This is a genomic window from Isoptericola sp. NPDC057653 (assembly GCF_042799955.1).
Taxonomy (GTDB): Bacteria; Actinomycetota; Actinomycetes; order Actinomycetales; family Cellulomonadaceae; genus Isoptericola.
Genome location: NZ_JBHVHP010000004.1, coordinates 271,870 through 285,104, shown reverse-complemented (window position 1 = coordinate 285,104; position 13,235 = coordinate 271,870). Strand labels below are relative to the sequence as shown.

Here is a 13,235-nt window from a genome sequence, read left to right as displayed (position 1 = left end):
CCCGGACGTCCCACGACACCCGCACCCACCGGAGGGCACCATGACCGCGACGACCACCCCCACCGAGACCACCGCCGCCGAGCGCCGTGCGCCCGCGCCGGAGACGCCCGGCCCCGGGACACCTGCGGACGCCGCCCCCGCCGAGGGCGCCGGCCACCGCCCGCTCCGCGTCTCCGCCCCGCCGCGGCGGGACCGCCCGGCGGGCTATCCCGAGGCGAGCACCCGCCCGGGGCCCCGGGTGCGGCGGGTGCGCGTCGGCTCCGAGGGCGTGCGGCGGCCCGGGGACGACGACGCGGACGCCCCGCGCCGACCGCTCCGCGAGGACGAGCCGGCGCCCCTGCCCGACCCCACGGCGCAGTGCTGCGCGGTGGTGCGTGCCGCCGTGGAGGTGCTGCGCGGCGAACGGCCCTCCGCGCAGCTCGCCCGCTGGGTGACGCCGCAGGTGCGCGACCAGCTCGCCGAGCGCGCCCGCATCGGGCTCGCCCACGACCCCGTGCGCCACACGGAGCAGCACCGGCCCGTCCAGGTGCGGCGGGTCCGCCTGGTCCGGCTGGGCGAGGACGTCGCCGAGGCCACCGTCGTGCTGGACGACGACGGTCGGGTGCGCGCCGCCGCCGTGCGGCTGGAGGCCCGGCGCGGGGCCTGGCGGGTGGCCGTGCTCGAGATCGGCTGACCGTCCCGGAACGACGGAGCCCCGGCCCGCTGTCGCGGGTCGGGGCTCCGTGCTCACCGGTGGTTCAGGGCGTCCGGGTCACTCCTCGTTGACGCCGTGGCACACCTTGTACTTCTTGCCCGAGCCGCACGGGCACTGGGCGTTGCGCGGCGTGCCCGGGAAGCTCCGGCCGTCGCTGGTGGCCGCGGTCGCCTCGCCGTGCAGCTCCCGGCGCGACCGGCGCGTGGCGCCGCCCGTCGTCGTGGTCGAGCCGTCCTCGCTCGGCGACGAGTACGACAGCCGCTGCGGCGCCGGGGCGTCGAGCCCCTTGGCCAGGAGCACCGGCTCCGCCTCCGCCACGGGGGCGGGCTCGGGCTCCGCGGGCGCCTCGGGCTCGACCACCGGCGTCGGCTCGGCGACCGGGGCGCCGACGAGCTGGCCGGCGCCGGACTGCGCGGCGGCCGCCGCGCTGGCCGCGGAGATCACCGGGCCACCGGGGGCGCCGGGCTGCTGCACCTGCACATCGAGGTTGAACAGGAACCCGACCGACTCCTCCTTGATGGCCTCGGTCATCGCCTGGAAGAGCTGGAAGCCCTCGCGCTGGTACTCGACCAGGGGGTCGCGCTGCGCCATCGCGCGCAGGCCGATGCCCTCCTTGAGGTAGTCCATCTCGTAGAGGTGCTCGCGCCACTTGCGGTCCAGCACGGAGAGGACCACGCGGCGCTCGAGCTGGCGCATCGCGGCCTCGCCGAGGGTCTCCTCGCGCGCCGCGTACGCCACGCGGGCGTCCGAGAGCAGCTCCTCCAGGACCATCTCGTGGCTGAGGCGACCGACGCCGCCGGCCTCCTCGACCACGTCCTCGGGCGTGATCGTGACCGGGTACACCGACTTCAGGGCGGTCCACAGCGAGTCCAGGTCCCACGCCTCGGGGTTGCCCTCGGAGGTCGCGCCCTCGACGTACGCCGTGACGACGTCCGTGAGGAAGTGCTGCACCTGGTCCTCGAGGTCCTCGCCCTCGAGGACGCGCTTGCGCTCGGCGTAGATGACGGAGCGCTGCCGGGACAGCACGTCGTCGTACTTGAGCACGTTCTTGCGGATCTCGAAGTTGCGGGCCTCGACCTGCGACTGCGCGCTCTGGATGCCGCGCGTCACCATCTTCGACTCGAGCGGCATGTCGTCGGGGAACCCGGCGCGGTCCATCATCGACGACGCGAGGCCGGAGTTGAACAGGCGCATCAGGTCGTCCTGCATCGACAGGTAGAACCGCGACTCGCCGGGGTCGCCCTGACGGCCGGAACGACCGCGCAGCTGGTTGTCGATGCGGCGCGACTCGTGACGCTCGGTGCCGAGCACGTACAGGCCGCCGAGCTCGGTGACCTCCTCGTGCTCCGTGGCCACCGCGCCCTTGGCCTTCTCGAGGACGTCGGGCCAGGCGGCCTCGTACTCCTCCGGGTCCTCCGCCGCGTCGAGCCCGCGCTCGGCCATCTCGGAGACCGCGAGGAACTCGGCGTTGCCGCCGAGCATGATGTCGGTGCCGCGGCCGGCCATGTTGGTCGCCACGGTGACGGCGCCCTTGCGGCCCGCCTGCGCGACGACGGACGCCTCGCGCTCGTGCTCCTTCGCGTTCAGCACGCTGTGCGGCACGCCGGCCCGCTTGAGCAGGCCCGAGAGCAGCTCCGACTTCTCGACGCTCGTGGTGCCGACCAGCACCGGCTGGCCCTTCGCGTGGCGCTCCACGATGTCGTCGACGACGGCGTTGAACTTGCCGTCCTCGTTCTTGTAGACCAGGTCGGCCTGGTCCATGCGGACCATCGGCCGGTTGGTGGGGATCGGCACCACGCCGAGCTTGTACGTGCCCTGGAACTCGGCGGCCTCGGTCTCGGCCGTACCGGTCATGCCGGCGAGCTTGTCGTAGAGGCGGAAGTAGTTCTGCAGCGTGATCGTGGCGAGGGTCTGGTTCTCCGCCTTGATCTCCACGCCCTCCTTCGCCTCGATGGCCTGGTGCATGCCCTCGTTGTAGCGGCGGCCCGCGAGGATACGGCCGGTGTGCTCGTCGACGATCATGACCTCGCCGTTGAGGACGACGTAGTCCTTGTCGCGCTTGAACAGCTCCTTCGCCTTGATGGCGTTGTTGAGGAAGCCGATGAGCGGCGTGTTGAGCGACTCGTACAGGTTGTCGATGCCGAGGTAGTCCTCGATCTTCTCGATGCCCGGCTCGAGGACGCCGACCGTCTTCTTCTTCTCGTCGACCTCGTAGTCCGTGTCGAGGGAGAGGCGGCGCACGACCTTGGCGAACTCGGTGTACCAGCGGTTGGCGTCGCCGGACGCCGGCCCCGAGATGATGAGCGGGGTGCGGGCCTCGTCGATGAGGATCGAGTCCACCTCGTCGACGATGGCGAAGTGGTGGCCGCGCTGGACCAGGTCGTCGGGCGACCACGCCATGTTGTCGCGCAGGTAGTCGAAGCCGAACTCGTTGTTCGTGCCGTACGTGATGTCGGCCGCGTACTGCTTGCGGCGCTCCTCCGGCGACTGGCCCGAGACGATGACGCCGGTCGTCATGCCGAGGAAGCGGAACACGCGGCCCATGAGGTCGCCCTGGTACTTCGCGAGGAAGTCGTTGGTCGTGACGACGTGCACGCCCTTGCCCTCGAGCGCGTTCAGGTAGGCGGCCGTCGTCGCGACGAGCGTCTTGCCCTCACCGGTCTTCATCTCGGCGATGTTGCCGAGGTGGAGCGCCGCGCCGCCCATGAGCTGCACGTCGAAGTGCCGCTGCCCCAGGGTGCGGCGCGCGGCCTCGCGGACGGCGGCGAACGCCTCGGGGAGCAGCTCGTCGAGGCCGGCGCCGTGCTCGAGCCGCTCCTTGAACCGGTCGGTCTCCTCGTGCAGCTCGGTGTCGCTCAGCTCCTCGAAGCTGGGCTCGAGCCGGTTGACCTGCTCGGCCAGACTGTTGAGCTTCTTGAGAATCCGGCCCTCGCCAATTCGGAGGACCTTCTCGAGGATCGCAGGCACGCAGTACTCCAGGGTCGGTGGCGCCCCGGGGATGTCCGGGACCGTGCGGCGCGACGGACGGCCGACGGGGCGGCGGGAGCTCGCCCGTCCGCGCCGTCGCCTGGGTCACACCGAAGCCATCCTAGGCCGATCACCTGAAAGTCAGGTGCGGGTTCGCGACGGACGAACGGTCAGGACGCCGCGTCGCCGCGGCCGCCGCCCGCGGCGAGCTCGCTCGCCGCCCGGTCCGCCAGCTCGGCGCCCGCCGCGCCGTACAGGTGGAAGACGGCGTCGGCGCCGTGCCGGCGCAGCTCCGCGGCGTCCTCGTCGTACCGCGCGATCGCCGCCACCCGGCCGCCGAAGCCCGCGGCCCGCAGCCGCGCGAGCGCGATGAGGTTCGCCTTGTGGAACGGCATCGCGAGGACGGCGAGGCGCACGCGACCGGCCCGCTTGACCCGCGCCCAGAACTCGGTGTCGGTGGCGTCGGCCGGCACGACGGCGATGCCCTCGTCGCGCAGCGCGGCCACCCGGGTCCGGTCGTGCTCGACGCCCATCACCGACAGGCCGTGCACGTCCCGCAGCCGCCGGTACGTGGCCGAGCCGACGCGTCCGAGGCCCAGGACGAGGGCGTCCACCTGGCCGATGTCGACCGGCCGGTCGTCGGGGTGCAGCTTGTCCACGTCCCGGCGCGGCAGGAGGGCGGTGAGCCGCGTGGCGAGCTCCACGCCCCGCCGGTTGACGACGGCGGAGACGACGAAGCTGGCCGCGACCGCCAGGGACACGATGACGGTCCACTCCTCGTCGAGCAGGCCGGCGGTGCCGCCGAAGGCCACGACGATGATCCCGAACTCGGAGAAGTTGCCGAGCGCGAGCCCCGCGAGGAACGAGGTGCGGCGGCGCAGCCGCATCAGCCACAGCAGGAGGGCGTAGACCGCCACCTGCAGCGGCAGCATGAGCAGCAGGAGGAGCGCGATGGCGACGTCGACCGGGGCCGGCATGCCGTGCAGCCCGATCTGGAGGAAGAACGCGACCAGCGCGAGGTCCTTCACCGTCAGCAGCGAGCGCGACAGCTCGGTGGACTGCGGGTGCCCCGCCAGCAGCGCCCCCATGACCAGCGCGCCCAGGTCGCCGGACAGGCCGGCGATCTCGAAGAGCCAGAAGCCGGGCACGAGGGCGACGAACGCGCCGAACAGCGCCTGCAGCTCACCGTGCCCGGCACGGTCCCAGATGCGGCGCAGCAGCCAGGCGCCGGGGACGAGGGCCACGAGCGCGAACGCCCAGGGGCTCGGCGGCTCGCCGGTGGACACCGCGAGGAAGACCACCGCGACGACGTCCTGCACCACGAGCACGCCGACGGCGATGCGGCCGTAGAGCGCCGTCGCGTCGGAGCGGTCCTCCAGCACCTTGACCACGAAGACCGTCGAGGAGAACGACAGGGCGAGGCCCACGAGGGCCAGCGAGCCGAACGACTCGTCGGCGAGCAGGGTGATGCCCACCACCGCGAGCAGGCCGAGGAACCCGACCGCCACGGCGACGGTCAGCACCAGATGGACGAGGGTGGTGAGCCAGATCTCGGGCCGCAGCAGCGAGCGGACGTCGAGCTTGAGCCCGATGGCGAAGAGCAGCAGCGCGACGCCGAGCTCCGCGACCGTCTCCAGGCCGGGCAGCTCGGGCGCCCCGGTGGCCCCGAGCGCGAACCCTGCGGCGAGGAACCCGACGAGGGGCGGCAGGCGCAGGAAGGTCGCCGCCAGCCCGCCCACGAGCGCGGCGGCGAGGTACAGCACGGCCGTGGCCATCAGCGCTCCTGACCTGCTCCCGATCCGGGTCCGACGGCGGCACGCCCGACGTCGTGACGCGCCGATCCTACGAGCGCCGCCGCCGCGGCGCGGGTCACGCCGCGCGCACGACGTCCGCGAGCGCCGGGGCGAGGGCCCCGGCGGGCGACACCCCGGTGGACTCCAGGCCGAGCCATCCCGCGAGCACGTCCAGCTCGGCGCCCAGCGCGCCGGCGGTGCCGGGCCCGGCGTGCACGGTGGGGTGCGCCGCCTGCACGCGGAGCACCCCGGCCTGCCGGTCGGCCTTGAGGTCGACGAACGCGGTGATCGCGTCGCCCTCCAGGAACGGCAGCACGTAGTACCCGAGCACCCGCTGCGGCGCGGGGACGTAGATCTCGATCCGGTAGAAGACGTCGAACAGCGCCTCGAGCCGGCGCCGCTCCCACACGAGCGGGTCGAACGGGCTGAGCAGCGTCCTGGCCTCGGCGCGGCGCGGGAGCCGCGCGTCGCGGTGCCGGAACGTGCGCTCGCCCCAGCCCCGCACCTCGACGGGCTGCAGCACGCCCTCCTCGAGGAGCTCCGCGTGCGCGCGGCGCACCGCGGGTCCCTTGAGACGGAAGTAGTCGGCGAAGCAGCGGAGGGTGCCCACGCCGTGCGCCCGCGCGCCGAGCTCGAGGAGGCGGCGCACCGCCTCGTCGTCGGGCACGGGGCCGGCGGCGCGCACCGCGGCGGGCAGCACCCGCTCGGGCAGGTCGTAGCACCGCTCGAAGGCGGTGTTGCGCCGCGCCGACATCACCTCGCCCGTGAAGAACAGGAACTCGAGGCAACGCTTGGCCATCGTCCAGTTCCAGCCCCACTCCTCGCGCGAGCGCGGGCCGGAGTGCCCGTGCGCGACGAGCTCGTCGTGGATCTCGCGCGCGGTGACCGGCCCCCGCTCGGCGACCATCCCCCGCACGAGCTCCAGCTCGGCCGCGTGCGCCAGCGGCGTGCCGGAGATCGTGCCCCACGCCTCCCCGAGGTAGTCGCGGCGCCGCCAGTCGAGCAGCGGGTACGTCTCGGCAGGCACGTACGACGCGGCGTGCGCCCACGTCTCGACCATCTTGCGCGGCGCCCGGCCCGCCGCCCGGTCCAGCAGCCCCACGTCGTAGGGCCCCAGCCGCGAGTACAGCGGCATCAGGTGCGCCCGGGCCAGCACGTTGACGGAGTCGATCTGCAGCAGGTTGAGCCGCTCGACGGTCGCCATCGCCCGCCGCATCGTCACGCCGCCGCCGTCCGCGACGTCAGGCCTCGGCCGGTGCAGCCCCTGGGCCCCGAGGGCGACACGGCGGGCCTGCGCGAGCGAGAGGGAGTCCACCCGCCCATCCTGCCGAACCCCACCGACAGGACCTGGCACGCAGCACCCGCACGCCAGCACCCGCACCCCAGCACCCAGCAGCTCAGACCCTGACGAGACGGAGCCTCAAGCCGAGGTGACATGCGAGGAGCCGGTCGAGGCCTGCGGCGCGGGGACGTATCCCTCCCGAAGTGGAGGGCGCCCTGGCGCCCGTGAACGCGTCCCCGCGCCGCAGGCCTCGACCGGCTCCGACCGCACCGAGAGGTGCGGAGAGCAGATCACGTCAGCTCAGTCACCGGCTCCACGCCACCGACCGTCGAGTCGAGCTCGATGACGCCGTAGGTCCAGCCCCGGCGCCGGTACACGGCGGACGGGCGGGCCGTCTCCTTGTCGATGAAGAGGAAGAAGTCGTGCCCCACCATCTCCATCTGGTACACCGCGTCGTCCACGGTCATGGGCTCCGCGTGGTGCAGCTTCCGGCGGATGACGACCGGGGAGTCGCCGAGCTGCTGCTCGACGGCGTCGCCGGGCTCGGCCAGTGCGACGGGCGCGGGCGTCGGGGCGACGGGCTCGGCCGCGGCCACCTGGTCGAAGGTGCGGACGTCCACGGCAGGGAGGACGTCGTTGGCGCGGCGGCGGTGGTCCTTGCGGCGGTCGCGCGAGCGGCGCAACCTCTCCGTGAGCTTGTCCAACGCGATGTCGAGGGCGCCGAACCGGTCGTCCGCCGCGGCTTCCGCGCGGATCACGGGCCCCTTGTCGCGCACGGTCAGCTCGACCCGCTCGCGGACCTCGGAGAGCCGCGGGTTGTTCTCCCGGGTCACCTCCACGTCCACCCGACGGGCGGCCGGTGCGAGCTGGGTCACCTTGCTCAGCTTGTCCTCCACGTGACGGCGGAACCTGTCCGCCACCTCCGTGTGCCTGCCGACGACGACGATCTCCATCGTGTTGCTCCACTTCGTCGTGAGGCCACCCTCGCGAGCGGCCCCGAGTTCCGGTCTGGGCACCCTGTGGGGCGCCGTGTTCGGCACCACCTCCCGGGTCGCCGGACGCTTGGTCCGGACCGCTCGTGGGTCGCACGGAAGGACGTCCCGGACCGTGGTCTCGGGGCTGTCCGCCCGCGTGGGACCCCCAGGCTAACCCCTCCCGAGCGCGAGGTATACCGGGGGCGGCGGGAGATCCGTCACGGGTCTCGTGACGGTCCCGGGAGGGGGTGTCGCGGCCACGACGAGGGCACCGACGACGTCGGCACCGACCCCCTCGAGGGCCCGCTCGGCGGCCGCGAGGGTGGACCCGGTGGTGAGCACGTCGTCGACGAGGAGCACCGCCGCGGGGGTGCCGTCGGGGCTCTCGACGACGCCCCGCCGCACGGCGACGGAGCCGGTGAGGTTGCGGGCACGGGCGCGGGCCCCGAGCCCCACCTGGTCGCGCCCGCGGCCGCGGCGGACCAGCGCGGGGACGACGTCGGCGGGGACCCCGGCGTCGCGCAGACCGGCCGCGACGGCACGGGTCAGGGCCCGCACGTGGTCGCGTCCGCGGGACCGTCGGGAGGCGCCGGTGGAGGGCGCGCCGACGACGAGGAGCCGGCGTCCGCGGCACGCCTCGCGGACGGCCGGGGCGGCGTCCCGGGCTGCGGCGCCCACGCGGGGCGCGACGAGCCGGTCGAGGTCGACGCGGCCGCGGTCCTTCCAGGCGACCACGAGCTCGCGCACCGGGCCGGTGTAGGCCGCGAGCGCCCACACCGGGAGCGGCGGCACGCCGTCGAGCCGGTCCGGCCGGGGCGCGGCCCCCTCGACCCGGGACGCCGGCCCGTCGAGCAGCGCGGCGCACCCGGCGCACCACAGGACGTCGAGCGCGCCGCAGCCCGGGCACGCCACGGGGACGACCAGCCGACCCAGCTCGCGCAGCCAGCCGGCCGGCCAGGAGCGCTCCGCGGGCGGCGCGGGCGGGCGGGCGGGCGGTGGCGCCTCGGCAGGTCGGACGGCGGGCGCGGCGGGCGGTGGGCGCATGCCGACCAGGCTCACCGGCACCGCGTCCCGGGCGGCGGCCCCGCGGCCGTGCCGTGGACGGCACCGACCTGGGGGCAGCGTCCGTCCGGTGCGCGGCGGCGGAGCGTCCCGGGCGCGTGCGCGCGGACGCGTCAGCCGGGGTAGGCGACCAGGTCGACGTCGTCGGCGACCATCGACCACAGCGCGGAGCTCTGCCGCGAGTAGAGGGTGCCGCCGTCGTCGATGGCGAGCATCGCGCCCGTGCCGACCGAGCCGGTCACCCAGCTCGGGTCGGTGACCCCGGCCAGCGCCCGCGACAGCCCGCCCTGCCCCGCGAGGCCGCCCACGCCGGCCAGGAACACCGCGCCGTCGCCGTCGGACTCCTTGCCCAGCAGGGCGAGGGTCGCCTCGTCCTGCCAGGTCGCCTGCGACACCTGCCGCACGGACGCGCCGACCTGCACGGGTGCGGAGAGGCCGGTCGGGACGTTCTCGGCGTCGCGGACCACGCCCGCCACGTGCACGAGCCGCCCGCTGGGCCCCGAGCTGACGATCGCCACCCGCGCGCCCTCCGGCGAGACCCGCACGGACCGCACGGTGCGCGACGAGAGCCAGTCGACGTCCAGCGTCCGCACCTGCCCCGACGCGAGCGCGACCCGGAGCTTCGACCCCTGCGCGGTCCACACCGCGCCGAACCGGTCGATCGACGGCGGCACCAGGTCCTTCCCGGTCATGAGCACGGAGGGCGCGTCGTCGCCGGAGACGCGGACGATCCCCTGCGACCGGTCGCGCACCACGACCGGGTCGTCGCCCGGCCCGACCGCGAGGGCCGTCGGGTCGAGGCCGGCGAGCGAGACCGGCTGCTTCGGCTCGGTCAGCTCGCGCCCGACGACCCGCTGGAGCCGCCCGTCCGTCACGGCGAGCGCGTCGCCGGTCGTCCGCGGCACGGACAGCGCGCTGGTGCCGGTCGTGGTGAGCGGAGTGTTGCCCTCGGACAGGACGACGGTGCGGCCCTCCCCCTCCGCCAGCGTCGCCTGCAGCTGCGCGACCGCGAGGGCGCGGTCCTCGGCGCTGGCCTGCGTGATCGTGGAGGTCAGGCTGACGTCGATGGAGCCGTCGTCCGTGACCGTGACGGCGTCGATGGCGAGGGAGGTGCCCTCCGGGATGACGGTCGTCGTGGAGTCCTGGAGCCACTCGGGCGGGCCCGCGAGGATCTCGCTGGTGGCGTCGGTGCGCCACGTCTGACGCGGGAACCAGCGCACGTCCGGCACCCACCAGGTCAGGTCCGGCGTCGGGAAGTAGAGCGTCGTGGTGTGGAAGGCCTGGCTGAAGAACGCCGACGGGAGCATGAGGCCGTCGTCGAGCTGGGAGATGCGCCACTCGCCGCCCGGCTTGCGCGTGAGCCCGAAGGCCACGTCGAACGTGTAGGGCGTGGCCTCCTCCGTGTACATCCCGCGCTCGTCGAGCGTCGCGACCACCCGGACCGAGGCGGTGACCGTGGTCTCCGTCGCGTCCTCGGGCACGTCGACGGGGTCGAGCTGCGGGTCCTCCGCCAGCACGAGCACCCGGGAGTAGCGGTCCCAGCCCTCCCACGCCGGCGCCGTGAGGTATTCCTGCGCGACGGAGTAGGAGGTGTTCGACGTCGGGCCGAGCTGGGCGACGCTGAGGAACCCCGACACGATCTGGTCGGGGTTGGCGCCCGCCGTCGGGCCCGCGGGGATGTAGCCGATCTCGCTGAGGTTCTCGAGCTGCGTGTCGCCGTCGCGGACCGGGCCGTTGGTGGGGATGCGTGCGCACGCGACCGTCACGACGAGCACGAGGACGGCCGAGACCAGGGCGGCGGCCGCGCGGGAGCGCCGGCGAGCAGGGTCTGCGGTCATCGGTCCTCCTCGTGGTCCGGCCTCAGCTGCGGGACGGGCTGGTGGACGATGTCCACCCCGTCGAAGTCGACGACGCCGAGCTCGGGGATCGCCGTCGGCGTGGGGCCGGTCGGCGGGTTCACCACCGGCAGCTGCCCCGTGGGCGGCGCCGACACGCCCTTCGACGGGCCCTCCAGCGGCAGGGGCGAGCGCTCGAGGCGGATGCCCGCCCGGCGCGGCAGCGTGAGGCGGAAGCTCGCCCCCTCGCCGGGCCGCCCCCAGGCCTCGAGCCAGCCCGCGTGCAGGCGCGCGTCCTCGAGCGCGATCGCGAGGCCGAGGCCGGTGCCCCCCGTCGTGCGGGCCCGCGCCGGGTCGGCGCGCCAGAAGCGGTGGAAGACCCGCTCGATCTCGTCGGGCGACAGCCCCACGCCGTGGTCGCGCACCACGACCGCGACGGCGGCCTGGTCCACCCCCACCGTGACCTCGACGGGCTTGCCCTCGGCGTGCTCGACGGCGTTCACGACGAGGTTGCGCACGACGCGCTCCACGCGCCGGGGGTCGACGTCGGCCGTCGCGGGCTCGTCCGGCAGCGTCACGGACAGGAAGACGTCCTTGGTCTCCGCGAGCGGCATCGACGCCTCCGCGACCGAGGCGACGATGTCGCGCACGTCGCGCTGCTCGACGTCGAGCACGGCGGCGCCGGCGTCGAACCGGCTGATCTCCAGCAGGTCGGTCAGCAGCACCTCGAAGCGGTCCAGCTGCGCGTACAGGAGCTCGGCCGAGCGCCGCGCGGCCGGGTCCAGGTCCTCGCGCGAGGCGTGGATGACCTCGCCCGCCATCCGGATCGTCGTCAGCGGCGTGCGCAGCTCGTGGGAGACGTCCGAGACGAAGCGGCGCTGCGCGGCGGACAGCTCCTCCATCCGCGCGATCTGGTCCTCCAGGTTCGCGGCCATCTCGTTGAACGTGCGGGTCAGCGTCGCCATCTCGTCCTGCCCCTTGGCGTCGGGCAGCCGCTCGTCGAGGTGACCGTCGGCCAGGCGCGACGCGACGGTGGCCGCACGCCGCACCGGGGCGACCGTCTGCCGCGTCACGACCCACGTGAGCACACCGAGCAGCGCGAGGATCGCCAGCGCCCCGATCCCCAGCGTGCGCTGCACGAACGACAGCGTCTGCTGCTCGGACTGCAGCGAGTAGATGGCGTACAGCTCGTAGGTCCCGATCGACGGCACCTCGACGGTGGACCCGACGACGACGCCGGGCTCGGGCGCCTCGGAGTTCGTGAACTCCGAGGGGATCTGCACGGACTGCAGCACCTGGCCGTCGCTGGCGAGCGTCGCCGCGCGCAGGTTCTCGCTGATGATCGACTTCAGCCCGGTCTGCGTCCCGGTGTCGGCGAGCCGCTGCGGCTGGTCCGGCGGGTTGAGGAAGAGGAAGTCCTGCGCGCTCGAGGCGCCCGCGTCGAGCGTCTTGACCATCTGCGCGAGCAGGAGCTGCAGGTCGGACGTGGAGGTCGCGGGCGAGTTCGAGAACGAGGTGCGGACCTGCTCGGTCATGGACGCGTTCTCGCGCTCGATGCGGTCGAGGCGCTGCTCGAACAGGCCGTCGCGGATGGAGACGGACAGGTACAGGCCCAGCAGGGCGACGGCGACCACGCCCAGCGCGAGGCCCGACGTCACCACCCGCAGCTGGAGCGAGGACCGCCACCGACGGACGACGTACCGCGTCCGCGAGACGGTCCAGGCGCGCCACCGGCGCCACGTCCGGCGGACGCGGCGCGCGGCGGACTCAGCGCGGGGCACCGGCCTTGTAGCCCACGCCCCGCACGGTCAGCACGACCGTCGGGTTCTCGGGGTCGCGCTCGACCTTGGAGCGCAGCCGCTGCACGTGCACGTTGACCAGGCGCGTGTCGGCGCTGTGCCGGTAGCCCCAGACCTTCTCGAGCAGCACCTCGCGCGTGAAGACCTGCCAGGGCTTGCGGGCGAGGGCCACGAGCAGGTCGAACTCGAGCGGGGTGAGGCTGACGCGCTCGCCGTCGCGCACCACGTTGTGGCCGGTGACGTCGATCTCGACGTCGCCCACGCGCAGGCGCTCGGGGCCCGGCTCGTCGGTGCGGCGCAGGCGCGCCCGGATGCGCGCGACGAGCTCCTTCGGCTTGAAGGGCTTCGTCACGTAGTCGTCGGCACCGGACTCCAGGCCGAGCACGATGTCGACCGTGTCCGTCTTGGCGGTGAGCATGATGATCGGCACGCCGGACTCGGCGCGGATCTCGCGGGCGACCTCGATGCCGTCCTTGCCGGGGAGCATCAGGTCGAGCAGGACGAGGTCGGGCTGCTCGTCGCGGAAGGCGACGAGCGCGCCGTCGCCGTCGGCGCAGAACGTCGGCTCGAACCCTTCGGAACGCAGGACGATGCCGATCATCTCGGACAGCGCAGTGTCGTCGTCGACCACCAGGACACGGGACTTCATGGGCCCATTCTGCCAGGTCCGGCGGGACGTCCTGTGGAGCGCCGCGTGAGCGACGCCGTCCCGCGTACTAGGGTCGGGGGGGCCGGCGGCCCCCCCCGGGCCCCCCCCCCCCCCCCGGGGGGGCCCCCCCCCCCCCCCCCCCCCCCCCCCCCCCCCCCGCGGGCGCCCGGAGCACCCCCC

At 74.3% G+C, this 13,235-nt stretch carries 9 protein-coding genes; 1 reads left to right on the top strand and 8 read right to left on the bottom strand.

What is annotated here, in order from left to right:
• The first annotated feature begins 40 nt into the window (after nt 1-40).
• Nucleotides 41-673, top strand: coding sequence for an Rv3235 family protein (locus tag ACFU9A_RS20785; protein WP_430577203.1), 633 nt, complete (start codon nt 41-43; stop codon nt 671-673).
• Nucleotides 674-751: 78 nt separating this feature from the next.
• Here ACFU9A_RS20785 and secA read toward each other — a convergent pair whose 3' ends face one another.
• The 8 genes from secA to mtrA all read right to left on the bottom strand — a co-directional run bounded on the left by secA (nt 752) and on the right by mtrA (nt 13,055).
• Nucleotides 752-3,661, bottom strand: coding sequence for a preprotein translocase subunit SecA (gene secA, locus ACFU9A_RS20780; RefSeq protein ID WP_430577202.1), 2,910 nt, complete (start codon nt 3,659-3,661; stop codon nt 752-754).
• 170 nt (nt 3,662-3,831) lie between these two features.
• The gene (locus tag ACFU9A_RS20775) at nt 3,832-5,436 is read right to left on the bottom strand and encodes a cation:proton antiporter (protein ID WP_430577201.1); all 1,605 of its coding nucleotides are present in this window, start codon (nt 5,434-5,436) and stop codon (nt 3,832-3,834) included.
• Between the two features lie 94 nt (nt 5,437-5,530).
• Nucleotides 5,531-6,769: a winged helix-turn-helix domain-containing protein gene (locus tag ACFU9A_RS20770; protein WP_430577200.1), complete on the bottom strand. Its 1,239-nt coding sequence runs from the start codon at nt 6,767-6,769 to the stop codon at nt 5,531-5,533.
• A gap of 257 nt (nt 6,770-7,026) precedes the next feature.
• The gene (gene hpf, locus ACFU9A_RS20765; protein WP_430577199.1) at nt 7,027-7,689 is read right to left on the bottom strand and encodes a ribosome hibernation-promoting factor, HPF/YfiA family; all 663 of its coding nucleotides are present in this window, start codon (nt 7,687-7,689) and stop codon (nt 7,027-7,029) included.
• A gap of 192 nt (nt 7,690-7,881) precedes the next feature.
• Nucleotides 7,882-8,754: a ComF family protein gene (locus tag ACFU9A_RS20760; protein WP_430577198.1), complete on the bottom strand. Its 873-nt coding sequence runs from the start codon at nt 8,752-8,754 to the stop codon at nt 7,882-7,884.
• A gap of 131 nt (nt 8,755-8,885) precedes the next feature.
• Nucleotides 8,886-10,610 carry an LpqB family beta-propeller domain-containing protein gene (locus ACFU9A_RS20755; RefSeq protein ID WP_430577197.1) on the bottom strand — a complete coding sequence of 575 codons (1,725 nt, stop codon included), beginning with the start codon at nt 10,608-10,610 and terminating at the stop codon, nt 8,886-8,888.
• Nucleotides 10,607-12,388: an MtrAB system histidine kinase MtrB gene (gene mtrB / locus ACFU9A_RS20750; RefSeq protein ID WP_430577196.1), complete on the bottom strand. Its 1,782-nt coding sequence runs from the start codon at nt 12,386-12,388 to the stop codon at nt 10,607-10,609. The genes ACFU9A_RS20755 and mtrB overlap by 4 nt, the downstream gene beginning before the upstream one ends.
• Nucleotides 12,375-13,055: an MtrAB system response regulator MtrA gene (mtrA, locus tag ACFU9A_RS20745; protein ID WP_430577195.1), complete on the bottom strand. Its 681-nt coding sequence runs from the start codon at nt 13,053-13,055 to the stop codon at nt 12,375-12,377. Before mtrA ends, mtrB begins: the two co-directional genes overlap by 14 nt.
• Nucleotides 13,056-13,235 lie beyond the last annotated feature (180 nt).

Coding starts and splice junctions, on each gene's coding strand:
- ACFU9A_RS20785 (WP_430577203.1), top strand. CDS start 41: ATGACCGCGACGACCACCCCCACCGAGACCACCGCCGCCGAGCGCCGT.
- ACFU9A_RS20775 (WP_430577201.1), bottom strand. CDS start 5,436: ATGGCCACGGCCGTGCTGTACCTCGCCGCCGCGCTCGTGGGCGGGCTG.
- hpf (WP_430577199.1), bottom strand. CDS start 7,689: ATGGAGATCGTCGTCGTCGGCAGGCACACGGAGGTGGCGGACAGGTTC.
- ACFU9A_RS20760 (WP_430577198.1), bottom strand. CDS start 8,754: ATGCGCCCACCGCCCGCCGCGCCCGCCGTCCGACCTGCCGAGGCGCCA.
- ACFU9A_RS20755 (WP_430577197.1), bottom strand. CDS start 10,610: ATGACCGCAGACCCTGCTCGCCGGCGCTCCCGCGCGGCCGCCGCCCTG.
- mtrA (WP_430577195.1), bottom strand. CDS start 13,055: ATGAAGTCCCGTGTCCTGGTGGTCGACGACGACACTGCGCTGTCCGAG.